Below are 22,695 nucleotides of genomic sequence, written 5' to 3' on the forward strand. Positions count from 1 at the left end.
GCCTGTGGCCCATGGTTCTGATGCCTGGCCTCGGGTCTCGGTCCGTGGTCCGTGGTCCGTGGTCCGCTTCGGGCCCCTGGTCCCTGGCCCCTGGCCCCTGGCCCCTGGCCCCTGGCCCCTGGCCTCGGGCCACTGGTCCTGGGCTCGGGTCTCGGGTCCTGGGCCTGGGTTCCGCTCCTCGGCCTTCCTCGTGCCTGTCCTCGCCCCGGACGCCTCGCGGTCGCTTCCGTCGTCCGCCTCGCGGGCCTTCTCGCCCGTCCGCCTCGCGCCCGCTTCCCGCCAGCCTCGTGGTCGTCGCTCGTCCGTTTCTCGACTGCCTCCTGCGTCTGCCTCCTGCGTCTGGCTCCTGCCTCGGCCCGGTCGGCTCGTGTCCTCCCCCGTGCAGAGGTGCCCCACCGAGGCCCGCCGGACACCCGTATGCCTCCGGAGCGCTCCCGGAACGCTCCCATGGGACGCGCGCGCTCCGGTGCACCTCCGCGTGCCGGACAGGGCGCCAGACACCCGGAGGAGTCGGACGCCGGAAGTGCAAGTGGCGTCGGAGAGGTCGGGAGCTGGTCGGCCGGGAGTCCGGAGGCTGGGTGCCGGTTGGGCCCGGTGCCCGGAGGCTGGACGCCGGGAGGCCGGGCACCGCGATACCGGGCGACGGGGGCCGGGTGTCCGGGAGGCTGGGCGACGGGGGCCGGGTGTCCGGGAGGCCGGGCACCCCGAGGCCAGACTTCCGGAGGCCGGGCGTCCGGGAGGCCGGGCCGCCGGATTGCTGGTGTCCGGAGGCCCTGCGTCAGGACTTGAGGTAGGTGAGCACGGCGAGGACGCGTCGGTGGTCTCCGTCGCTGGGTGAGAGCCCCAGCTTCTGGAAGATGTTGCTGACGTGCTTCTCCACCGCTCCGTCGCTCACCACGAGCTGCCGGGCGACAGCCGAGTTCGTCCGGCCCTCGGCCATCAGACCGAGGACCTCGCGCTCGCGCGGCGTCAGCCCCGCCAGCACGTCCTGCTTACGGCTGCGGCCCAGCAACTGCGCCACCACTTCCGGGTCCAACGCCGTGCCGCCCTGGGCCACCCGTACGACCGCGTCCACGAACTCGCGGACCTCGGCCACCCGGTCCTTCAGCAGATACCCGATCCCCCGGCTGCTGCCCGCGAGCAGCTCGGTGGCGTACTGCTCCTCCACATACTGCGAGAGGACCAGCACTCCGATGCCCGGATAGTCCTTCCGCAGCCGGACGGCCGCCCGCACGCCCTCGTCCGTGTGCGTCGGCGGCATCCGTACGTCGGCCACCACCACATCCGGCAACGACTGCTGGCCGTCGAGATCCGCCAGGGTCTTGAGCAGCGCCTCGGCATCCCCGACGCCCGCGATCACGTCGTGCCCGAGATCGGTGAGCAGGCGGGTGAGCCCTTCCCGAAGCAGTACCGAATCCTCGGCGATGACCACACGCACTCTGTTCTCCACGTTCTCCACGACGACGCTTCCCCCACTGTTCCGCTGATTCCGCGCTCTCCGCGCCCTTGCGCGCACCGCGCCCGACCCGCCCCAGCATCCCAGGACCAGAAGGCGAGCGCGGGCCCTGTGGATAACGTGCCGCGGCACGTGCCGCACACAAGCGGAGGCCCTTCCTCTGCCTCTGGAGCATCGGGAGGTCCGGAATGCTCCGGAGGGCTTGCCGGCACGGTGCCGGAGCAGGGCGCGGCGACGGGGAGCGCGGCACCAGAGCGCGGCGCCGGGGCGCCATAGCGGGAGGCGCCCGCCGGGGGCCGGTGCGGGCCTGTCGGGCGGGCCGCCGGCCGGGCCCGCCGGGTGTGAGGGAGGGGCGGTGCCCGCCCCCGTACCCGCCCGGAGCCGGACGGGTACGGGGGCGAGAGCCGGTCCAGGTCGGGTACGGGGGCTGGGCCTCCGGCGAAGGCGGCTCTTGGTGGATCAGCCTCGCCAGGGCAGCTCGGCGGTGACCGTCGTCGGGCCGCCGGGCGGGGAGTCGACCACGAGGACTCCGTCCACCGCGTCCAGCCGCTCCGTCAACCCGGCCAGCCCGCCGCCCGCGGAGACCGAGGCCCCGCCCCGCCCGTCGTCCGTGACCTGGAGCATCAGCCGGTCGGCCGTGCGCCACACATCGACCGCGGCCCGTATCGCACCGGAGTGCTTGCTGATGTTCTGGAGGAGTTCCGAGACGGTGAAATACGCGATTCCCTCGATGGCCTGTGCGGGGCGGGCGTCCAGGTCCACCTGGACCTTCACCGGGACGGTGCAGCGGGAGGCTATGGAGGAGAGGGCGGCGTCCAGGCCGCGGTCGGTGAGGACGGCGGGGTGGATGCCGCGGGCCAGGTCGCGCAGCTCCTGGAGGGCGACCTTCACCTCGCCGTGCGCCTCCTCCACCATGCGCGCGGCGGCCTCCGGGTCGTCGGTGAGCTTCTCCTTCGCCAGCCCGAGGTCCATGGCGAGGGCGACCAGGCGGGCCTGGGCGCCGTCGTGGAGGTCGCGTTCGATGCGGCGCAGGTCGGCGGCGGCGGTGTCCACCACCACCCCCCGGTCCGACTCCAGCTCGGAGACCCGGTTCGCCAACCGGGACGGGCCGAGCAGCCCGGTCACCATGAGCCGGTCCACCGTCAGCAGACCCCGCACGATCCACGGCGACGCCAGCACCAGCGCCAGGCCGACCGCCGCGGTCATCGCCAGCTCGGCGGGGGAGTCCAGATACTCCTGGTGGTTGCGGTCGCCGTAGAGCTGGATGCCGCCGCTGCCCACGAAGGCGGGGAAGATCCAGTGCCACAGCGGGTACGTCAGCGCCGCGAGACCGTACGTCCAGAACGTCACCGAGACCGTGAAGGTGAACACGGACCACGGGAAGTGCAGCAGCGTGTACAGCAGATGCCGCCAGGACACCCCGCTCTTGAGGATCGCGCCCATCCACGCCATCGGCCCGCCGGACGCGGCCCGCACGGGCGCCGGGTTCGCCACCTCCACCTTCAGCAGCGTCCGCGCCCGCTGCCGCTCCAGCGCGCCGAACCCACGGCAGACGGCCAGACCGGCGGCCAGCACCGGAATCCCGATGAAGGTGATCAGCAGGCCGGCGCTCATCGACGTCATGGCGACCGCGAAGACGAACATCGCCGTGCTGAGCGGGAAGCTCAGCAGCGCGTAGAGGAGTTCACGCCAGGCACGGGCCTCCAGCGGCGCCCGCAGCAGTGCCGGGAGAAAATGCTTCGCCGGGGCCTTCGCCCCGCGACCGGCGCCGGGACCGAAGGGGTCCCGGTCCCGTGTGTCCGGTCCGTATACCGTGGCCATGAATGCCGTCCGTTCCGTCTCTGTCCAGTCTCTCAGCGGGCTGTGCGTCGGAGCCTGCCGCGGTGCCGGTGGTGGTCGCACCCGCGCCGGGAAGGCGCTGGTGGTGGTCCCTCGCCGCGGACCTTCGCCGCGAACCGTTCTCCCTCAAGGGTGCTGCTCGGCCGACTTCCGCACCATGAGGCTCTTCTCCGTATGCGACGGGGGGTTTTCCCCACCCCCCGTGGGCGGCCCCCCGGTGGGCCGCCCCGTGTTCCCGTGGGCCGTCCCGTGCCTCCGCGGGCCGCCGCGCAGCCCATCCCGGAGTCCGGCTCACCCGTCGCGGGCCGACCGCGCACCCCCCGCAGGCCGACCGCGCAGCCCCGCAGACCGGCTTCGACGGGCCGGCCAGGGCGTCGGCGCGCTCAGGAGGCCCGGTCGCGCCAGGGCAACTCGGCGGTGACGGTCGTCGGTCCGCCCTCGGGCGACACGAGGACGAACACCCCGTCCACCGCGTCCAGCCGCTCGGCGAGCCCCGCCAACCCCGTACCGCCGCCGTCCAACCGCGCCCCGCCCCGCCCGTCGTCCGTGACCTGGAGCATCAGCCGGTCTGCCGTGCGCCACACCTCGACGGAGGCGGTCCGCGCACCGCTGTGCTTGCTGACGTTCTGGAGGAGTTCCGAGACGGTGAAATAGGCGATCCCCTCGATCGCCTCCGCCGGCCGTCCGGCCAGCTCGACCGAGACCGCGACGGGAACGGTGCAGCGGGAGGCTATGGAGGAGAGGGCGGCGTCCAGGCCGCGGTCGGTGAGGACGGCGGGGTGGATGCCGCGGGCCAGGTCGCGCAGCTCCTGGAGGGCGACCTTCACCTCGCCGTGCGCCTCCTCCACCATCCGGGTCGCCGCTTCCGGATCGTCCACCAGCTTCTCCTTCGCCAGCCCGAGCCCCATGGCGAGGGCGACCAGGCGGGCCTGGGCGCCGTCGTGGAGGTCGCGTTCGATGCGGCGCAGGTCGGCGGCGGCGGTGTCCACCACCACCCCCCGGTCCGACTCCAGCTCCGCGATCCGCCGCTCCAACTCGTCCGAGGGCGAGAGCAGCCCCCGGACCATCGCCCGGTCCACCGCCGTCAGCCCGCGCGTGATGAAGGGGAGCACCGGCCACAGAACGAACAGGCTCACCAGCGTCAGCGCGAACGTCAGCACCCCCCACGGCAGACGTATGAACCCGTACAGCAGGCACCGCCAGCCCACCGGGTCCCTGAGCCCGGCCCACAACCGGGTGAAGACCCCCTCGCCCCGATGGGAACGCGCCAACGGACTCGGCTCGTCCACCCGCACGCCGAGGATCGACCGTGCCCGCCCGCGCTCCACCCTGCCCAGCAGCCGGGCGACCCCGAGCCCGCCGACGAGCAGGGGAAGACCGACCACCGTGAGCGACAGGCCCGCGCCGACCGCGATCACGGAGACCGTGCAGACGAACCCGACGACCGCCACCGGAAGGTTGGCAAGTAGGTAGGCGATCTCCCGCCAGGTCCACCGGTCGAGTGCGAAGCGGGCGGGGGGCAGTCGGTCGGGTTCCGCCGGGGAGGGGGTCATGGTCATACCGACAGCCTGCCGGGCCGTGACCGCGCACACCATGGGGCTCGTGGGAGGGGGTGGAGTAGGGATAACCCCACCTGATGACCGACGCGGCTGCTTACGCTCCGTTTAACAGGCCCTAGACTCCCGTCCGTACAGATATGGGACAGGCGGCGGGCGACGAGGGAACGAGGGGCGGACGTGGCCGGTGTGACATACGTGACCGGCGTGGCGGACGGGGCGGACGCGACCGAAGCCGCGCACATCACCGGAGTCGCGGACGCGACCCGAGCCGCGGACCGGGCCGACGCCGCGGACCTGACCCACGCCGCAGACCTCACGGGACCGCGGGAACTGACCGGAGTGCGGGACCTGACCGGCACCGCGGACCTCACGAGCCTTCGTGACCTGGCCGGATCCCGTGACCTGACCGGATTTCGGGATCAGGGCGTCCTGCGGGACCTGGCCGGCGTCGCGGGCGAGTCGCCCGTCGTGCTCGCCTCGGGCGACTCGTACTTCCAGAGTTACTCGGTGATCGGCCTGTTCGCCCTGGTGGGCGTCCTGTTCGTCGCCGTGGCCTTCGGGGCCGGCCGCCTCCTGCGGCCCATCGTCCCCACGCCGGAGAAGCTGCTCACGTACGAATGCGGCGTCGATCCCGTGGGGGAGGGCTGGGCGCACACCCAGGTCCGCTACTACGTCTACGCGTTCCTGTACGTGATCTTCGCCGTCGACTCCATCTTCCTGTTCCCGTGGGCGACGGTCTTCGCGGCTCCGGGGTACGGCGCGACGACGCTCGTCGAGATGTTCGTCTTCCTCGGCTTCCTGGCCGTGGGACTGCTCTACGCATGGAAGAAGGGCGTCCTCGCATGGGCCTGACGAACCGGCCGACCCCCGCGGCGCAGCCCGCGACCCCGCCCGAGTCGCAGCCCGCGGCCGCCGCCGCACCCGAGGCCGCCCTGCTCCCGGAGCCGAAGCGCCTCGGCGTGCTCTCCCGGCTCGCGCCCGAACCGATGAAGGTCGTCCTCAACTGGGGCCGCCGCTACAGCCTCTGGGTCTTCAACTTCGGACTGGCCTGCTGCGCCATCGAGTTCATCGCCGCGTCCATGGCGCGCCACGACTTCATCCGGCTCGGCGTGATCCCGTTCGCCCCCGGCCCCCGGCAGGCCGACCTCATGATCGTCTCCGGCACGGTGACGGACAAGATGGCCCCGGCCGTGAAGCGCCTGTACGAGCAGATGCCCGAACCGAAGTACGTCATCTCCTTCGGCGCGTGCTCCAACTGCGGCGGCCCCTACTGGGACTCGTACTCCGTCACCAAGGGCGTCGACCAGATCATCCCCGTCGACGTGTACGTACCGGGGTGCCCGCCCCGGCCCGAGGCGCTGCTCCAGGGCATCCTGAAGCTCCAGGAGAAGATCGCCCGAGAGTCCCTCGCCGACCGGTACGCCCCCGAGGCCCCCGCCGGCGGCCCGTCCACCGAGGCGCTGCGCAGCGGCCTGGTCGCCGCGCCCACGACACCGGGGGAGGACCGGCGATGAACGACCCGCGCACGGCTGCGGCCGCCGGGGCCGACGGGCCCGCCGAGGCGTCCGCCTCCGGCGTCCGCGGCCCCGCCGCGGAGTCCGCCGCCGAGGCGTACGGCCGGCTGCCGGACGCCGCCGCCGAGGTGTTCGGGGACGGGGCGACGGCCGAGTCGGCGTACGACCTGCTCACCGTCGACGTCCCCGCCGCCGGGTGGACCGCCGCGCTGCGGACCGCCCGCGACGAGCTGGGCTGCACCTACTTCGACTGGCTCAGCGCCGTGGACGAACCGGGCGTCGGCTTCCGCGTCTGCGCCCATGTCGCCGCTCTGGGCACGGGGACGGTCCGGCGGCTGCTCGTACGGACGACCGTGCCGCACGACGCGGCCGTCCTGCCCAGCGCTGTGGACGTCTACGCGGGCGCGGCGTGGCACGAGCGGGAGACGCACGAGATGTTCGGGATCGGCTTCGCAGGCCACCCGCATCTCGTCCCGCTGCTGCTGCCGGAGGGCTTCGAGGGCCACCCGCTGCGCAAGGACTTCGTCCTGGCGGCACGGGTCGCCAAGGCGTGGCCCGGAGCGAAGGAGCCGGGCGAGTCCGAACACGGTGGGCCCAAGCGCCGCACGATGCTTCCGCCGGGGGTCCCCGACCCGAACGAGTGGGGCCCGCTCAAGGGCCAGCTCCCGCCCGCCGCGGCCCGCCCCTCCCGAGCGGCCCGCCCCGCGGCCGACCGGCCGCCCCGCCGCACCCGCAGCGCCGGCGAGGGGTCCGCCGCCCAGCGCCCCGCGCCGTCCACGGAACCCCCCGCGGCACCGTCTCCGCAGGGACCCGCCGGGACGCCCCCGGAGGGGCCCGCGGCGGTCCGTCCGGCAGCGCCCGAGGCGGCTTCCCCGACGCCTGCGGCCCCGGAGGCGGCCCCGACGACCCCCGACACGCCCCCGGCCGCGCGCGCCCGCCGCTCCCGTTCCGCCTCCGAGGGGTCGGCCAGTCAGCGCCCGGAGCCGGACGCGCCGGACGCGCTGGACGCGCCGGATGCACCCGGCGTACGCCCGGCCCGCCGCTCCCGTTCCGCCTCCGAGGGGTCGGCCAGCCAGCGCCCGGAGCGGGGTACGTCGAGGGCCGCCGCGGCGCGGCCCCCCGTACGCAGCACGGACGCCCCGTGGCACGACGCCCAACCGGCGTACGACGAGCCGGAGAAGTCCGCCCGGCCCTCGCAGGACGCGCCGAGCCGTACACGGCGGGAGGCCGCGAGCGGTGAACCCCCGCGCCCCGCCCGTACCAGCGACACCCCCGCCCCGCCGGATGACGCGCCCCCCGGCGACACCGCACCGGACGAGGCGACCCCCGACACCGCACCGTCCGAAACCCCACCCCCCGACACCGCACCGGACGAGGCGACCCCCGACACCGCACCGTCCGGAACCCCGCCCCCCGACACCGAACCGTCCGACACCCCGCCCCCCCACCGCGCATCCTCCGATGCCGACCGCCCCGCCGGAGGCGATACCGCGTGAACGACGTACTCGACGTCGCCCTCCGCCTGGCCGTCGTCTTCGCCGTGTTCCTGGTCGCCCCCCTCCTCGTGGGCCAGACCGAGCACAAGGTGATGGCCCACATGCAGGGCCGTCTCGGCCCCATGTACGCGGGCGGCTTCCACGGCTGGGCCCAGCTCGTCGCGGACGGCGTGAAGTTCGCGCAGAAGGAGGACGTGGTACCGGCCGCCGCCGACCGCCGCGTCTTCCAACTCGCCCCCGCCGTCGCCCTCCTCCCGTACCTCCTCGTCCTCGCGGTCATCCCCGTCGGGCCCGGTGACGGCGCGGTCGGCCAAGCCGTCGACGCGGGCGTCTTCTTCGTGCTCGCGGTGATGGGCATCGGCGTCCTGGGCTCCCTGATGGCCGGCTGGGCCTCGGCCAACAAGTTCTCCCTGCTCGGCGGCCTCCGTACCGCCGCGCAACTGCTCTCGTACGAACTGCCGATGCTCCTCGCCGCCGCGTCCGTCGCCATGGCGGCCGGCACGGTCTCGCTCACCGGCATCCTCGACGCGTTCGCGTGGTGGTGGCTGCCCTGGCAGATCGTCGGGGCCCTGGTCTTCTTCGTCGCCGGGCTCGCCGAACTCCAGCGCCCGCCGTTCGACATGCCCGTCGCCGACTCCGAGATCATCTTCGGCGCGTACACCGAGTACACCGGGCTGCGCTTCGCCCTCTTCCTCCTCGCCGAGTACGCCGGCATCGTCGTCCTGTGCGCCCTGACCACCGTCCTCTTCCTCGGCGGCTGGCACGGCCCCCTCGGCGCCGACGGGCTGGGCTGGCTCTGGACCCTGCTCAAGACCTCCCTTCTCGCGTTCGTCGTCATCTGGCTGCGCGTCAGCTACCCGCGTCTGCGTGAGGACCAGTTGCAGAAGCTCGCCTGGACCACCCTGGTCCCCCTCGCCCTCGCGCAGATCGCGCTCACCGGCATCGTGAAGGTGGCGATCACCCAGTGACCCCGATCCCCGGCTCCGGCCTCGCCAAGGGCCTCGCCGTCACCCTGCGCACCATGACGAAGAAGACCGTCACCGCGCAGTACCCCGACGTCCAGCCCGAACTGCCGCCCCGCTCGCGCGGCGTCATCGGGCTGTTCGAGGAGAACTGCACGGTCTGTATGCTCTGCGCCCGCGAGTGCCCCGACTGGTGCATCTACATCGACTCGCACAAGGAGACCGTCCCGCCCGCCGCCCCCGGCGGCCGGGAGCGCAGCCGGAACGTACTCGACCGGTTCGCCATCGACTTCTCCCTCTGCATGTACTGCGGCATCTGCATCGAGGTCTGCCCCTTCGACGCGCTGTTCTGGTCGCCCGAGTTCGAGTACGCGGAGACGGACATCCACGAACTCACCCACGAGCGCGACAAGCTCCGCACCTGGATGTGGACCGTGCCGGAGCCGCCCGCCCTGGACCCCGGAGCCGAGGAACCCAAGGAGATCGCCGCCGCCCGCAAGGCGGCGGACAAGCTCGCCGCCCAAGCCGCCACCACGCCGGAGGAACGGCCCGAGGAGAAGGGCGGGACCCCATGACCCTCACCGCAGCGGCCGCGTGGTCGTCATCCGCGACGGCGTCCGCGCCCGTCAGCACGGTGGCGACCACCGCGGCGAACACCCTGGCCGCCGGCGGCCACCCCGGCTTCCTCTCCCCGACCGGGGTGGAGATCGCCTTCGTCCTCGTCGGCCTGGCCACCCTCGGCGCCGCGGTCATCACCGTCACGACCAGGCAACTGGTGCACGCCGCCCTCTGGCTCGTCGTGGCGCTCGGCGGGCTCGCCGTCGAATACCTCCTGCTCACGGCGGAGTTCATCGCCTGGGTCCAGGTGCTGATCTACGTCGGTTCCATCGTCGTCCTCCTCCTGTTCGGGCTGATGCTCACCCGCGCCCCCATCGGCCGCTCCCCGGACGCCGACTCGGGCAACCGGTGGGTCGCGCTCGGCGTCGCCGCCACCGCCGCGGCAGCGCTCGTCTGGGTGGTGGTCGACGCCTTCCGCACCACCTGGATCGACCTCGACGGACCGGCCCAGGGCTCCACCGAGGTCACCGGCGCCTTCCTGTTCCGCAACTGGGTCCTGCCCTTCGAAGCGCTCTCCGTCCTGCTGCTGGCCGCCCTCGTCGGCGCCATCGTGCTGTCCCGCAAGGACGACACCGACACCGCGGTGCGACCCGCGCGGAACGGGGCGACCCGGCCCACCGGGAACGGCCCCGCCGGACGGGAGGGGCAGAGCTGATGCACCTCGCCTATCCCGCCGTCCTCGCCGCCCTCCTCTTCTGCACGGGGCTCTACGGCGTCCTCGCCCGCCGCAACGCGATCCTCGTCCTGATGTCCGTCGAGCTGATGCTCAACGCCGTCAACCTCAACCTCGTCGCCTTCGACGTATGGCTCCGCGACACCCTCCACGCCGGCCAGGCCCTCACCCTCTTCACCATCGCCGTCGCCGCCGCCGAGATCGGCATCGGCCTCGCCATCGTCCTGGCCGTGTACCGCAACCGGGGCAGCTCGGCCATCGACCGGCTCCGCGACACGGCCGAGACCGACGACGCCGAGACGCTCCCCGACGGCGACCACGACCCGACCGGGAGCGCGGGCACCGCGACCGGCGCGGCGAACACGGCGGACACGGCGCGGGCCGGGAAGCCCAAGAAGGCGGGGACGACCACGTGACCACCACGACCCTGGCCGCCCTCGTCCCGCTCCTCCCCTTCCTCGGAGCCGTCGCCGGACTCGCCGCCGGCCGCACCGCCCCCGGCTTCGTCCGCCCCCTCGCGATCCTCCCGACGCTGACCGCGGCCGTCCTCGCCGCGGTCGTCGCCGTCCGCCAGGGCGGCGGGCGCGCCATCGACGCCGCGACCCAGCTCACCCCCACCGGCTCCGTCCCCATCGACCTCGCCCTGCGCCTGGACGGCTTCGCGGTCCTGGTCGCCGTCCTCGTCGGGCTCGTCGCCACCTGCGTACAGATCTACTCCACGGCCTACCTCCGCGACGACGCCCGCTACCCCTCCTACGCCGCCCTCGTCTCCCTCTTCACGGCGGCGATGCTCCTGGTCGTCTACTCCGGCGACCTGATGGTGCTCCTGGTCGGATGGGAGGTCATGGGCATCTGCTCGTACTTCCTCGTCGGCCACTACTGGGAGACGCCCCAGGCCCGCGCCGCCTCCCTCAAGGCCTTCCTGGTCACCAAGGCCGGCGACGTCCCCTTCCTGATCGGCCTGTTCGCGCTCGCCGCCGACACCGGCAGCTTCCGGATCACCAAGATCCTCGCCGCCGTCGCCCACGGCGGCCTGGACCACCCCACGCTCATCGCCCTGCTGCTCCTCGCGGGCGTCGCCGGGAAGTCCGCCCAGTTCCCCCTGCACACCTGGCTGCCCGACGCGATGGCCGGCCCCACCCCCGTCTCCGCGCTCATCCACGCCGCGACGATGGTGGCCGCCGGCATCTACTTCGTGGCCCGGCTGCTGCCCGTCTTCGCCGCCTCGGCGGCCGCGCTCGTCGTCCTGGCCGTGATGGCCGCCGTCACGATGATCGGGTCCGGGCTCGCCGCCCTCGCCCAGGACGACATCAAGCGCGTCCTCGCCTACTCGACCATCGGCCAGCTCGGCTACATGTCGGGCGCCCTGGCGGTCGGGGACCGGGGGGCCGCCGTCTTCCACCTCATCTCGCACGGTGCGTTCAAAGCCGTCCTCTTCCTCGCCGCCGGGGTCGTCATCCACGCCGCCGGCACCAACTCCCTCGCCGCCATGTCCCACATGGGCGGCCTCGCCCGGCGCGTCCCGGACGCCTACTGGACGATGACGGTCGCCCTCCTCGCGCTCGCCGCCATCCCGCCGTTCGCCGGCTTCTTCTCCAAGGAAGCCGTCCTCGTCGCCGCCGAGCACACCGCCCTCGGGGACCGGACCGCCGCCCCGGCCGCCGCGGGCTGGACGGTCCTGGTCGCCGGGCTCCTGGCCGCCGCCCTCACCGCCGCCTACGCCGCCCGCCTCTGGCTCCTCGCCTTCCGCGGCCGGGGCGCCGACGTCCCCGACCACGGCGGGCAGCCCGCCGCCATGACCTCCGTCCTGTGGGTCCTGGCCGTCCCCACCCTGGCCTTCGGCCTCACCGCCGGCGCGATCGGCGACTGGTTCGACGGGCACGCCCTCACCCCGTCCCTCACCACCGCCGTCCTGTCCACGGGGGCCGGGCTCATCGGCGGGCTCGTCACCTACGGCGCCTGGCGGCACACCACCGCCCTCGCCGCGCGCGTCCCCATCGGCGCCGTCGCCGCCCACCCGGCCGCCGAACCGGCCCTCGTCGAGGCCGAGGCCATGGCGTCCCACACCGCCGCCTACGGCTCCATCGCGGACGCCCCCGACCCCGCCGACCCCGGCAGGCTCCTCCTCGGCCCCCTGCACCGCCACGCGGTCACCGGCTTCCACCTCGACGCCCTGTACGCGGCCCTGTTCGTCCGGCCCGTCCAGGCCGCCGCCGGCCTCGTCCGCTTCCTGGACCGCGAGGTCGTCGACGCCTACGTCCGCGGCGCGGGGACCACCGCCCGGCTCCTGGGCGCCGCCGTACGCCGGGCGCAGACCGGCAACGTGCAGACCTACCTCGGCGCCCTGCTCGCGGGCTCCCTCGTCCTGGCGATCGCCGCCGTCGTCTTCGCCAACGTCAACGCGGGGTCGTGACCGTGCTCGATATCAGCGCATCCGTGATGCAGTTCCTTCTCGCGTTCATCGTCGCCGCCCCGCTCCTCGGCGCCGTCGCGGCGCTGCTCCCCGCCCCGCCCGGACTCCGGGGCAGGAGCCCCGACCAGGCCGTCCTCCGCCACGGCGTGACCGTCACCGCGGCCGTGCTCATCGCCGCGATCGCCCTGGCCGCCGGCTTCGACCACGACCACCCCGCCACGATCCAGGCGACCACCGACATCCCGTGGATCCCGGCGCTCGACGTCCGCGTCCACCTCGGCACCGACGGCATCTCGCTCCCCCTCCTGGTCCTGACCGCGCTGCTGACCTTCCTCTGCGCGCTGTACAGCTACTTCAAGCCGCCCGCGGGCCCCTCGCCGAAGGCGTTCGTCGCCCTCGTCCTCGTCCTGGAGTCCGGCACCCTCGCCACCTTCGCCGTCCTCGACCTGCTGCTCTTCTTCCTCGCCTTCGAGATGGTCCTCATCCCGATGTACTTCCTCATCGCCCGCTGGGGCGGTGAGGCCAGGGAGCCCGCCGCCGGGAAGTTCATCCTCTACACCCTGCTCGGCTCCGTCGTCATGCTGCTGGGCCTGCTCCTCATCGGACTCAGGAGCGGCACCTTCGACATGGTGGCACTCGCCACTGACAACGGCCGCGGCCTCACCACGTCCGTGCAGGTCGTCGCCGTCCTCGCGGTCGGCCTCGGCCTCGCCGTGAAGACCCCGATGTGGCCTCTGCACAGTTGGCTCCCCGACGCCCACACCGCCGCGCCCACGGTCGGATCGGTCCTCCTCGCGGGCGTCCTGCTCAAGATGGGGACGTACGGGTTCGTCCGCATCCTGCTCCCCGTCGCACCGGACGGTATGCGCGTCTTCGCGCCCTACCTCGCCGCGTTCGCCGTCGTCGGCATCGTCTACGCCTCCCTCGCCTGCCTGGCCCTCGCCCGCACCGGTGCCGCAGGCGACCTCAAGCGGCTCATCGCGTACTCCTCCGTCGGCCACATGGGCTTCGTCCTGCTCGGCATCGCCACCATGACCCCCACCGGGGTCAACGGGGCGCTCTTCGCCAACATCGCCCACGGCCTCATCACCGGCCTGCTGTTCTTCCTGGTCGGCGCGGTCAAGGACCGTTACGGCACCGCCGACCTCGACACCCTCGCCGGGGCCGCCGGAGCGGCCCTCTACGGCCGGGCCCCGCGGCTCGGCGCGCTCCTCGCCTTCGCCGCGATCGCCTCGCTCGGCCTGCCGGGGCTCGCCGGCTTCTGGGGCGAGATGCTCACGCTGTTCGGCGCGTTCAGCCCCGCCGAAGGACTCAGCCGCCCCGCGTTCCGCACCTTCATGGCCGTCGGGGCGTTCGGCACCCTGCTCACCGCCGCGTACATGCTCATCGTGGTCCGCCGCGTCTGCATGGGCGGACACGTGCCCCACCCCCCGCTCCCGCCCGCCGCCGGAGCGCCGCGGCTCGCCGACGTACAGCCGTACGAAGCCGCCACCTGGGCCCCGCTGGCTGCCCTCACCGTCCTCGCCGGACTCTGGCCCGCCGTCCTCCTCGGCCTCACCGACCCGGCCGTGCAGAAGCTCCTCGCAGGAGGCAAGTCGTGACCGCGGACCCCACCCCCCTCGCCCTCACGCACACCACCGCCGCCGCCGACGCCCCCAGCCTCGTCCAGTCCATCGACTGGCTCGCCGTCGCGCCCCCCACCCTCACCGCGCTGGCCGCCCTGGTCCTGCTCGTGGCCGACCTGTTCCTGCCCGCCCACCGCAAACGGCTCCTCGGCTACGGGGCCCTCACCGCCCTCGCCGCGGCCCTCGCGCTCCTGATCCCCCTGCGCGGCGGGGACCGCTCCACCTTCTGCGTCACCACCGGCGCGCAGCCCTGCAGCTACACCGCCGACCACTTCGCCCTCGTCATCCAGGCCCTCGTCCTGGGCGGCGCGCTCCTCACCGCGCTGCTCTCCCTGGACGACACCCGCAAGCTCCCGGCGGGCGAGTACTGGTTCCTGCTCCTGGCCTCCGCCTCCGGCGCCGCCCTCCTGCCCGCCGCCCGCGACCTCGCCACCCTCGTGGTCGCCCTGGAGGTCGCCTCGCTGCCCGCGTTCGCCCTGGTCGGCATCGTGCGCGGCGACCGGCGCTCCTCCGAGGCCGCGCTGAAGTTCTTCCTCTCCTCCGTCGTCGCCACCGCCGTCATGCTGCTCGGCGTCAGCTTCGTGTACGCGGCCGCGGGCTCCCTGCACCTCACCGAGATCGCCGCCCGCCTCGACGACGTGCCCCCGGCCCTCGACACCCTCGCCAAGACCGGCGTCGCCCTGACCCTCGTCGGGTTCGCCTTCAAGACCGCCGCCGCGCCCTTCCACTTCTGGGTCCCCGACACCTACGTCGGCGCGCCCCTGCCGATCGCCGCGTACCTCTCCGTCGTCGGCAAGACCGTCGGCTTCTCCGGGCTCGTCCTGGTGACCGTCGTCGCGTTCCCGGCCTACGCCGACGTCTGGGGCCCCGCCCTCGCCGTCCTCGCCGCGCTCACCATGACCGTCGGCAACGTCGCCGCCCTCCGCCAGGACCCCGCCCGCGCCCGCAGCGCCGTCCGCCTGCTCGCCTGGTCCTCCGTGGCCCAGGCCGGCTACCTCCTCGTCCCCATCGCCGCCGCCGCGTACTCCAGCGACGACCAGATCGGCTCCACGGTCGCGTACGCCCTCATGTACGCCGTCGTGAACCTGGGCGCCTTCGCCGTCGCCGCCCTCGTCGCCCGTACGCACCCCGGCAACCGCCTCGCCGACTACCGGGGCCTGTACGCCTCGCGCCCCCTCGCGGCCCTCGCCCTCGCCTTCTTCCTGCTCTGCCTGGCCGGACTGCCGCCGGGCGTCATCGGGCTGTTCGCCAAGGTGACCGTCTTCTCCGCGGCGGTGGACGCGGGCCTCGGCTGGCTCGCCGTCGTCATGGCCGTCAACGTGGTGATCGCGCTGGCCTACTACCTTCGGTGGACCGCCGCCCTGTTCGGCGGCCCGGAGGCCGCCGGGACGGCCGCGCCCCGCGGGTCCGGCGCCCCCGTCGCGCTCACCGCGGCGATCGCCCTGGCCACGGCGGCCGGGGTCCTGCTCTCCGGCGCCCCCCAGCTCGTCCTGCGCTTCGCCGCCGTCCACCTCTTCTGACCCTCCGACGCCCGCGGGGGGCCTCCGGGGCCCGCGGGGCCGGTTTGCCCGCGGTCGCCCGCGCAGGGCAAGGTCTTGGCTGCATACGTCACGTGACAAGGCGGCGACGTACCCGCCCAGGAGGAGAGAGCAGTGCTGAACGGTTTCAAGGACTTCATCCTGCGGGGCAACGTCATCTCGATGGCGATCGGCCTCGCCATCGGAGCCGCGTTCACCGCGGTCGTCACCGGCTTCAGCACCGCCTTCATCACCCCGCTGATCGGTCTCGCCACCGGCTCGGTCGGCGACTTCAGCACCGCGGAGTTCGCCGTCGAGGGCACGATCTTCCCGTACGGCAAGTTCCTCGCGGCCGCCATCGCCTTCCTCATCACCGCCGCGGTCCTCTACTTCTGCGTCGTCGTCCCCATGGCCAAGGTGCAGAACCGCTTCGCCAAGGAGGAGGCGGTCGACATCAGGGCCGCCCTGCGCGACTGCCCGCGCTGCTTCAACGAGATCCCGGCCGTCGCCTCCCGCTGCGGCTTCTGCACCAGCGAGGTCGAGCCCGACCCGGAGGCGGTCGCCCTCGCCAAGCTCCCCGCCCAGCGCTGACCGCCCCGGCACGCCCCGGTCACCCGTACGGCTCAGCGGTCGCGCCGTACGGGGCCGGAGCCCGCACCGGCCCGGACACGCCGGACGGGCCCCGCCCTCCCGCCGCTCGCACAAGGGAACTAGCTCCCGCCGCCTGGCGTTGACCAGTACGGGAGGCTCCACTGAGGAGTGGAGCAGCACCACGCAAAGGGTCCCCTGCCGCACCACTAGGAGGGCGTACCGTGCACCGCCGGCACAACGGGCTGAAGACCGCAGTACTCCTCGGGGGACTGTCCGCACTCATCATCGTCATCGGCAGCTTCTTCGGACGTACGGGCCTGCTCGTCGCGCTCCTGGTGGCCGTCGGCACCAACGCCTACGCGTACTGGAACAGCGACAAGCTGGCCCTGCGGGCCATGCGCGCCCGGCCCGTCAGCGAATTCGAGGCCCCCCAGCTCTACCGCATCGTGCGCGAGCTCTCCACGGCGGCCCGCCAGCCCATGCCGCGCCTCTACATCTCCCCGACCCAGGCGCCCAACGCGTTCGCCACCGGGCGCAACCCGCGCAACGCCGCCGTCTGCTGCACGGAGGGCATCCTCCAGATCCTCGACGAACGCGAGCTGCGCGGCGTCCTCGGCCACGAGCTGAGCCACGTCTACAACCGGGACATCCTCATCGCGTCCGTGGCCGGAGCCCTCGCCTCCGTCATCATGTTCCTGGTCAACTTCGCCTGGCTCATCCCCGTGGGCCGCTCCAACGACGACGAGGGCCCCGGCCTCCTCGGCATGTTGCTGATCATGCTCCTGGGGCCGCTCGCCGCCTCCGTCATCCAGCTCGCCGTCAGCCGCTCCCGCGAGTACGAGGCCGACGCGTCCGGAGCCCAGCTCACCGGGGACCCGCTCGCCCTCGCCGGCGCCCTGCGCAAGCTCGACGCCGGGACGAAGCAGCTCCCGCTGCCGCCCGAACCGAAGATCGAGACCGCGAGCCACATGATGATCGCGAACCCCTTCCGCCCCGGTCAGGGGATGGCGAAGATGTTCTCGACCCACCCGCCGATGGCGGAGCGCATCGCCCGCCTGGAACAGATGGCAGGTCACCGCCCATGAAGACCCTCCTGAACGTCGTCTGGCTCATCCTGTGCGGCTTCTGGATGTTCCTCGGCTACCTGCTCGCGGGGCTCCTGCTCTGCGTCACCGTCATCGGCATCCCGTTCGGCGTCGCCGCCTTCCGGATCGGCCTCTACGCCCTCTGGCCGTTCGGCCGCACGGTCGTCGACCGCAGGGGCGCCGGCTCGCCCTCCCTCGTCGGCAACGTCCTCTGGGTGGTCCTCGCCGGATGGTGGCTCGCCCTCGGCCACATCACCACCGGCATCGCCCTCTGCGTCACGATCATCGGCATCCCCCTGGGCATCGCCAACTTCAAGCTGATCCCCGTCTCCCTCATGCCCCTCGGCAAGGAGATCGTCCCCACGGACCGGCCCTTCGCCGCCCGCTGACCGCCGTCCTCCGGTCCGCCGCTGACGATCACCCGACCGGGCAACCGAACACCCGCCCGCCGCGTCCTGACTTCCGAGACGAGGCGCAGGGCGAGGCGGAGGCAGGGCACCACATGGGCATCATCAGTTGGATCGTTCTCGGGCTGCTCGCGGGGATCGTCGCCAAGGTCCTGCTGCCGGGGCGCGATCCGGGCGGCATCGTCGGCACCACCCTCATCGGCATCGCCGGGGCCTTCGTCGGAGGCTGGCTCTCCAGCCGGTTCCTCGACCGCCCCATCAGCAACGACTTCTACGACACCGCGACCTGGATCGCCGCCATAGCCGGCTCGCTGGTCCTGCTCATCGCCTACCGGCTGCTCTTCGGCCACTCCCGCGCCCGCCGCTGAGCCAGGCCCCCGCCCCGTACGCGACGCACGGCCCCGGTCAGCGGAGCCCGGTCTCCCGCAACGTCAGGTTCAACCGGCCCGCCCGCATCCCCGAGGCCGGGTCCGCCGACCCCGCGTACACCTTCGGCACCCCGTGGTACGCGAACCGCGACGGCCCGCCGAACACGAAGAGGTCCCCGGACGCCAGCTCCACGTCCGTGAAGGGCCGCCCCCGCCCCCGCGCGTTCCCGAAGCGGAACACGCACGTCGCCCCGATGCTCAACGACACCACCGGAGCGTTCGACCGCTCCTCCACGTCCCGGTGCATCCCCATGTGCGCGGCGTCGTCATAGAAGTTGATCAACGCCGTGTCCGGGGCGTACGCCTCCGCCGCCCCCGCGTCCCCGTACGCCTCGGCCACCGCCGCACGCCCCAGGCGCGCCAGCCACTCCGGGAACGCGGCGACCCGCGCGCCGTTCACGTCGTCGGCCGTACGCGTGTACCGGTACGGCTGCCAGTGCCACCCCAGGCACACCGTCCGCACGGACATCACCCCGCCGCCGGGCAGCTCGGTCCGCCGCAACGGGACCGGCCCCCGCGCCCACTCCCGGCACGCCGCCACCAGCTCCCGCCGGCGCTCCACCGACAGCCACTCCGGCACGTGCACCGCGCCCGGAGCGACGACCCGCCGCTCCCGGCGGAACAGGCCGTCCGCGGACGACGGCACCCCTTCGGACGCCACCGCTCAGCCCGCCGCGCCCTCGAGCGCCAGCAGCAGCCTCTTGCGCTCCAGCCCGCCCGCATACCCCCGCAGCGCCCCGTCCGCGCCGATCACCCGGTGGCACGGGCGGACGACCAGCAGCGGGTTGCGCCCGATCGCCGTGCCCACCGCCCGCACGCCCGCCCCGGACGCCCCGACCCGCGCGGCGACCTCCCCGTACGACACCGTCCGCCCGTACGGGACCGACTCCAGCGCCTCCCAGACCCGCCGCTGGAACTCCGTGCCCACCCCCGCGGCCAGCGGTACGTCGAACCGCGTCGAGCGGCCCGCGAAGTACGCCGCCAACTGCCCGGCGACCTCCGTGAACGCCTCCGGGGCGTGCAGCCACCCCTCCTGGACGACCGCGCCGCCCTTCTGGCCGGGCACCGAGAGCGAGCGCAACCGCACCTGTGCGCCCGCGGCCGGGCCGGAACCGTCCGGCACCTCGCCGACCAGCAGCAACTCATCGAGCGGGCTCTCCACCCGCGCGTACACCGTCGTCACGCCTGCTCACTTCCCTCGCCGCCGACCGCGGCCCACGCGCCGCCCGGCCCACGCCGGCACGGCCGGTCCGGGGTCGCCGACCTCTGTCCGTACGGCCAGTCTGCGCCCGCCCGGCCCGCCGTCACCGGCGGTATTCGGACATCGCGTCCCTCCGCCGAGGCCCTGCGGGCGGAACGCGAAGGGACACCCCGTCGAGGTCCCCCCGACGGCGTGCCCCCGTCCCTCCCGGCCCGGCGGCCCGGTCCGGCCACGCCCGCGCGGACCGGGGCGCCCGGCTACCGGTAGTTCACGAACTGCACCGCGAAGTCGAAGTCCTGCCCCTTCAGCAGCGCCTGCACGGCCTGCAGGTCGTCCCGGCTCTTGGAGCTGACGCGCAGCTCGTCGCCCTGGACCTGCGCCTTGACGCCCTTGGGGCCCTCATCGCGGATGATCTTCGCGACCTTCTTGGCGTTCTCCTGGGAGATGCCCTCCTCGATCGTCGCGAAGATCTTGTACTCCTTGCCGGAGAGCTGCGGCTCGCCCGCGTCCAGCGACTTCAGCGAGATGCCCCGCTTGATCAGCTTGGACTGGAAGATGTCGAGGACGGCCTTGACGCGCTCCTCGCCGTTCGCCTCCATCAGGATCTTCTCGCCCGACCACGAGATCGAGGCGCCCGTCCCCTTGAAGTCGTAACGCTGGGAGATCTCCTTGGCGGCCTGGTTGAGGGCGTTGTCGACCTCCTGCCGCTCGACCTTCGAGACGATGTCGAAACTGGAGTCGGCCATGACGTGTGGCTCCTTGCGTCGAATGCGTGGGATACAGCGCAAAGCCTAAGGGCTGACCCGCCCTGCCCCGCGGGCGCGCGACCCCGCCCCGCGGCCCTTCGTCGCGGGCCCCCGGAGGGCCCGCGCCCGACCGCCGCGCACCCGGCCGCCGATCAACGCGGTGGCGGAGCACCCTCGCCCATCGGGTATTGTTTACGTCGTCGCCAAGGAGCTCACCAGCGGAGATCCGACGCGTCGTTCGAGGCGGTGTGCCCGAGTGGCCAAAGGGAGCAGACTGTAAATCTGCCGGCTCAGCCTACCCAGGTTCGAACCCTGGCGCCGCCACGCGAGGGAAGCCCCCGACCAGTCCATCTGGTCGGGGGCTTCTTCGTTCCCGTGCTCCGGTCGGGCGTCAGTTGCCCGCGACGTCCTTCACGGCCACCGTGACCGGCACGCTCCCCGAGACCGCCTCCAGGGTGAGGCCCGCCGTCGCCGGAGTGTCCAGCAGCTCCAGCAGCGTGGCCGCCACGTCGTCGCGGGGGATGCGGCCGCGCCCCGTCGACGCGGCCAGGAGGACCTGTCCGGTGCCCGCGTCGTCGGTGAGCGTGCCGGGGCGCAGGATCGTCCAGTCCAGCGCGCTCCGGGCGCGTACGTCGGCGTCGGCGGCGCCCTTGGCCCTCAGGTACACGTCGAAGACCTCGTCGCCGGGGTGGTCGGGGTCGGCGCCCATGGAGGAGACGATGACGTAGCGGCGTACGCCCGCCGCCTCGGCGGCGTCGGCGAAGAGGACCGCCGCGTCGCGGTCGACGGTGTCCTTGCGGGCGGTGCCGCTGTTCGGCCCCGCGCCCGCCGCGAAGACGGCGGCGTCGGCGCCCCGCAGGACCTCCGCGGTCTCTTCGACGGTGGCCGACTCCAGGTCCAGCACGACGGGCCGGGCACCCGCCTCGACGAGGTCCTGGCTCTGCCGCGGGTTGCGGATGAGGCCCACGGCCTCGTCCCCGCGAGCGGCGAGCAGCCGTTCCAGCCGGAGGGCGATCTGTCCATGTCCACCTGCGATGACGATGCGCATACCTCCGACCGTACGCCCGGCGGCCGACTCGTGCTCAGTTCCCGGACCCCGCGCCGGAGTCGGAGCGGCCCTGGCGCGGGAGGCCGGGCCCGGCGGCGGCGCCGGCCCCGGAGTCGCAGTACTCCCGCACCGCGCTGGTGCGGGCCACCACCCGGCCCCGGTGGACGACGATGCGGCTGTAGGCGAGGGAGAGGGCGGCGGAGAGCCGTTCGCCCCGTACGGCGAGGAGTTCGGCGGGGAACCCCGCCTCGACGCGGACGTCGGGCAGGCCGAGGGCGGCGCGGGCGGTGGTGGAGACCATGGCGTACGCCTGCTCGGCGCGCAGGCCGGTCTGCGAGGCGAGGAGGTAGGCCGCTTCGAGCGGATCGCCGCGGCCGACCGGGTTGGCCGCGTCGCGCAGCGCCCCGCTGCCCGCGACCACGCGCACGCCGGCGGAGTGCAGCAGGCGCACGGGGGCGGTCGTGCGCCGTTCCGCGCCCGTGCAGCCGCCCTGGGGCAGGCAGACGACGGTGATCCCGGCGGCGGCGAGCTGGTCGGCGGCGCGGGCGGCGACGTCGCCGGGCAGCCGGGACAGCCCCGCGCAGGGACCGAGGGCGACGCCGGGGTGCAGACCCGCGGCCATGGCGGCGATACGGGCCAGGCGGGCGGGGTCGTCGCCGTCGGTGTGCAGGTCGACCGGGCAGCCGTGCTCGGCGGCGATCTCCAGGACGGCCGCCGTGTAGCCGATCGGGTCGGGGTCGAGGTCGGGCCGGCCGCCGACGACCGCCGCGCCCATCCTCACCGCGTCGCGGAGCATCGCGAGGCCGTCCGCCCCGGCCACGCCGGTCAGGAGGCGGGGGACCGCGACCGGCACGAGGTCGGCCAGGCCGCGCAGAGCGCGCCGGGCCTGGAGGACGGCTTCGAGCGGGGCGAGCCCCTGGACGTCGCCGACGCGGACGTGGGTGCGCAGGGCGGTCGCGCCGTGGCCGAGCTGGAGCAGGGCGGCCTCCGTGGCGCGGCGCTGGACGTCCTCGGCGCGCGGGGAGGCGGGCCCGGAGCCGTCCGCGGTGAGCGCGGTGTCGCTGTGGGCGTGCGGCTCGGCGGGGGCGGGCAGCAGGAGGTACCCGCGCAGGTCGACGCGGGGGCCGCGCGTGGAGAGGCTGCCCGCGGTGCCGACGGCCTCGATGCGGCCGCCGCTCAGGCGTACGTCGACGCGGCGGCCGTCCGTGAGGCGGGCGCCGCTGAGGACGAGGGCGGGGTGGTCGGCGGCGGTGGCCGGGTCGGCGCTGTCGGGCGCGTTGTCGTCGGGCCGCCGCGGCTGGCTGTCGGGCACAGCGCTCCTGGGAGGTGCGGGATCACGCGGAGTGGGTCGAGCCTAAGGGCTCCGCCGCCGTCCCCGGTGGAGCGGCGCTGAGGTGCGCGGGGCCGCCTCGGCGGCGGGGCGGAACAGGTGTTCCGGTGCGCCGTCCCCGGCCCCGGCGCGGGGTGGATCACCCCCTGATCAGGGGGTGCGGACGGGGCTGGAGAGGCGGCCGGGG

Annotated in this window: 22 protein-coding genes and 1 tRNA gene; 15 read left to right on the plus strand and 8 right to left on the minus strand. The window is 73.9% G+C overall.

Annotated features, from left to right (window positions below):
• Nucleotides 1-778: 778 nt before the first annotated feature.
• From ACZ6EJ_RS02350 to ACZ6EJ_RS02360, 3 genes are all read right to left on the minus strand, one after another.
• Nucleotides 779-1,438, minus strand: a complete 660-nt coding sequence (locus tag ACZ6EJ_RS02350) for a LuxR C-terminal-related transcriptional regulator (RefSeq protein ID WP_469263986.1) — start codon at nucleotides 1,436-1,438, stop codon at nucleotides 779-781.
• Nucleotides 1,439-1,915: 477 nt separating this feature from the next.
• On the minus strand, nucleotides 1,916-3,277 hold the full coding sequence (locus ACZ6EJ_RS02355) for a sensor histidine kinase (protein WP_469263926.1): 1,362 nt from the start codon (nucleotides 3,275-3,277) through the stop codon (nucleotides 1,916-1,918).
• 401 nt (nucleotides 3,278-3,678) lie between these two features.
• Nucleotides 3,679-4,854 (minus strand): sensor histidine kinase, encoded by a 1,176-nt coding sequence (locus ACZ6EJ_RS02360; protein ID WP_469263928.1) that lies wholly within the window; start codon nucleotides 4,852-4,854, stop codon nucleotides 3,679-3,681.
• Between the two features lie 438 nt (nucleotides 4,855-5,292).
• Between ACZ6EJ_RS02360 and ACZ6EJ_RS02365 the strand changes: the two genes are divergently transcribed.
• From ACZ6EJ_RS02365 to ACZ6EJ_RS02430, 14 genes are all read left to right on the plus strand, one after another.
• Nucleotides 5,293-5,706, plus strand: coding sequence for an NADH-quinone oxidoreductase subunit A (locus tag ACZ6EJ_RS02365; RefSeq protein ID WP_469263987.1), 414 nt, complete (start codon nucleotides 5,293-5,295; stop codon nucleotides 5,704-5,706).
• A complete protein-coding gene (locus ACZ6EJ_RS02370; RefSeq protein ID WP_469263930.1) occupies nucleotides 5,697-6,368 on the plus strand; it encodes an NADH-quinone oxidoreductase subunit B in 672 nt (223 codons plus the stop codon). Before ACZ6EJ_RS02365 ends, ACZ6EJ_RS02370 begins: the two co-directional genes overlap by 10 nt.
• A complete protein-coding gene (locus tag ACZ6EJ_RS02375) occupies nucleotides 6,365-7,864 on the plus strand; it encodes an NADH-quinone oxidoreductase subunit C (protein WP_469263932.1) in 1,500 nt (499 codons plus the stop codon). Before ACZ6EJ_RS02370 ends, ACZ6EJ_RS02375 begins: the two co-directional genes overlap by 4 nt.
• Nucleotides 7,861-8,832, plus strand: coding sequence for a complex I subunit 1/NuoH family protein (locus ACZ6EJ_RS02380; protein ID WP_469263933.1), 972 nt, complete (start codon nucleotides 7,861-7,863; stop codon nucleotides 8,830-8,832). The genes ACZ6EJ_RS02375 and ACZ6EJ_RS02380 overlap by 4 nt, the downstream gene beginning before the upstream one ends.
• Nucleotides 8,829-9,401: a NuoI/complex I 23 kDa subunit family protein gene (locus tag ACZ6EJ_RS02385; protein WP_469263935.1), complete on the plus strand. Its 573-nt coding sequence runs from the start codon at nucleotides 8,829-8,831 to the stop codon at nucleotides 9,399-9,401. Before ACZ6EJ_RS02380 ends, ACZ6EJ_RS02385 begins: the two co-directional genes overlap by 4 nt.
• Complete coding sequence (locus ACZ6EJ_RS02390) at nucleotides 9,398-10,099, plus strand: NADH-quinone oxidoreductase subunit J family protein (RefSeq protein ID WP_469263937.1); 702 nt, start codon at nucleotides 9,398-9,400, stop codon at nucleotides 10,097-10,099. The genes ACZ6EJ_RS02385 and ACZ6EJ_RS02390 overlap by 4 nt, the downstream gene beginning before the upstream one ends.
• Nucleotides 10,099-10,533: an NADH-quinone oxidoreductase subunit NuoK gene (gene nuoK, locus ACZ6EJ_RS02395; RefSeq protein ID WP_469263939.1), complete on the plus strand. Its 435-nt coding sequence runs from the start codon at nucleotides 10,099-10,101 to the stop codon at nucleotides 10,531-10,533. The genes ACZ6EJ_RS02390 and nuoK overlap by 1 nt, the downstream gene beginning before the upstream one ends.
• Nucleotides 10,530-12,530, plus strand: a complete 2,001-nt coding sequence (locus ACZ6EJ_RS02400) for an NADH-quinone oxidoreductase subunit 5 family protein (RefSeq protein ID WP_469263940.1) — start codon at nucleotides 10,530-10,532, stop codon at nucleotides 12,528-12,530. The genes nuoK and ACZ6EJ_RS02400 overlap by 4 nt, the downstream gene beginning before the upstream one ends.
• Nucleotides 12,527-14,131 (plus strand): complex I subunit 4 family protein, encoded by a 1,605-nt coding sequence (locus ACZ6EJ_RS02405; RefSeq protein ID WP_469263942.1) that lies wholly within the window; start codon nucleotides 12,527-12,529, stop codon nucleotides 14,129-14,131. The genes ACZ6EJ_RS02400 and ACZ6EJ_RS02405 overlap by 4 nt, the downstream gene beginning before the upstream one ends.
• Nucleotides 14,128-15,675: an NADH-quinone oxidoreductase subunit N gene (locus ACZ6EJ_RS02410; protein ID WP_469263943.1), complete on the plus strand. Its 1,548-nt coding sequence runs from the start codon at nucleotides 14,128-14,130 to the stop codon at nucleotides 15,673-15,675. The genes ACZ6EJ_RS02405 and ACZ6EJ_RS02410 overlap by 4 nt, the downstream gene beginning before the upstream one ends.
• Nucleotides 15,676-15,807: 132 nt before the next feature.
• Nucleotides 15,808-16,263 (plus strand): large conductance mechanosensitive channel protein MscL, encoded by a 456-nt coding sequence (mscL, locus tag ACZ6EJ_RS02415; RefSeq protein WP_469263944.1) that lies wholly within the window; start codon nucleotides 15,808-15,810, stop codon nucleotides 16,261-16,263.
• Between the two features lie 221 nt (nucleotides 16,264-16,484).
• A complete protein-coding gene (gene htpX, locus ACZ6EJ_RS02420; RefSeq protein WP_469263946.1) occupies nucleotides 16,485-17,348 on the plus strand; it encodes a zinc metalloprotease HtpX in 864 nt (287 codons plus the stop codon).
• A complete protein-coding gene (locus ACZ6EJ_RS02425; RefSeq protein ID WP_469263948.1) occupies nucleotides 17,345-17,737 on the plus strand; it encodes a YccF domain-containing protein in 393 nt (130 codons plus the stop codon). Before htpX ends, ACZ6EJ_RS02425 begins: the two co-directional genes overlap by 4 nt.
• Nucleotides 17,738-17,850: 113 nt before the next feature.
• Complete coding sequence (locus ACZ6EJ_RS02430) at nucleotides 17,851-18,123, plus strand: GlsB/YeaQ/YmgE family stress response membrane protein (protein ID WP_469263950.1); 273 nt, start codon at nucleotides 17,851-17,853, stop codon at nucleotides 18,121-18,123.
• Nucleotides 18,124-18,160: 37 nt separating this feature from the next.
• Here the strand turns inward: ACZ6EJ_RS02430 and ACZ6EJ_RS02435 are convergent, their stop codons facing one another.
• The 3 genes from ACZ6EJ_RS02435 to ACZ6EJ_RS02445 all read right to left on the minus strand — a co-directional run bounded on the left by ACZ6EJ_RS02435 (nucleotide 18,161) and on the right by ACZ6EJ_RS02445 (nucleotide 20,130).
• Nucleotides 18,161-18,844 (minus strand): alpha-ketoglutarate-dependent dioxygenase AlkB family protein, encoded by a 684-nt coding sequence (locus ACZ6EJ_RS02435; protein WP_469263952.1) that lies wholly within the window; start codon nucleotides 18,842-18,844, stop codon nucleotides 18,161-18,163.
• A 3-nt stretch (nucleotides 18,845-18,847) separates the two neighbouring features.
• Nucleotides 18,848-19,366 carry a methylated-DNA--[protein]-cysteine S-methyltransferase gene (locus tag ACZ6EJ_RS02440; RefSeq protein ID WP_469263953.1) on the minus strand — a complete coding sequence of 173 codons (519 nt, stop codon included), beginning with the start codon at nucleotides 19,364-19,366 and terminating at the stop codon, nucleotides 18,848-18,850.
• 275 nt (nucleotides 19,367-19,641) lie between these two features.
• Entirely contained in the window at nucleotides 19,642-20,130 is a 489-nt protein-coding gene (locus ACZ6EJ_RS02445; RefSeq protein ID WP_003967012.1) for a YajQ family cyclic di-GMP-binding protein, read from the minus strand.
• A 242-nt stretch (nucleotides 20,131-20,372) separates the two neighbouring features.
• Between ACZ6EJ_RS02445 and ACZ6EJ_RS02450 the strand changes: the two genes are divergently transcribed.
• Nucleotides 20,373-20,454: transfer RNA gene (locus ACZ6EJ_RS02450), tRNA-Tyr, on the plus strand.
• A 67-nt stretch (nucleotides 20,455-20,521) separates the two neighbouring features.
• Here ACZ6EJ_RS02450 and ACZ6EJ_RS02455 read toward each other — a convergent pair.
• Together ACZ6EJ_RS02455 and ACZ6EJ_RS02460 are read right to left on the minus strand one after the other, a co-directional pair.
• On the minus strand, nucleotides 20,522-21,178 hold the full coding sequence (locus ACZ6EJ_RS02455) for an SDR family oxidoreductase (RefSeq protein WP_469263955.1): 657 nt from the start codon (nucleotides 21,176-21,178) through the stop codon (nucleotides 20,522-20,524).
• Between the two features lie 34 nt (nucleotides 21,179-21,212).
• Nucleotides 21,213-22,490 carry an amidohydrolase family protein gene (locus ACZ6EJ_RS02460; RefSeq protein ID WP_469263956.1) on the minus strand — a complete coding sequence of 426 codons (1,278 nt, stop codon included), beginning with the start codon at nucleotides 22,488-22,490 and terminating at the stop codon, nucleotides 21,213-21,215.
• Nucleotides 22,491-22,695: the final 205 nt, after the last annotated feature.

This window comes from Streptomyces sp. NPDC041970, assembly GCF_055588985.1.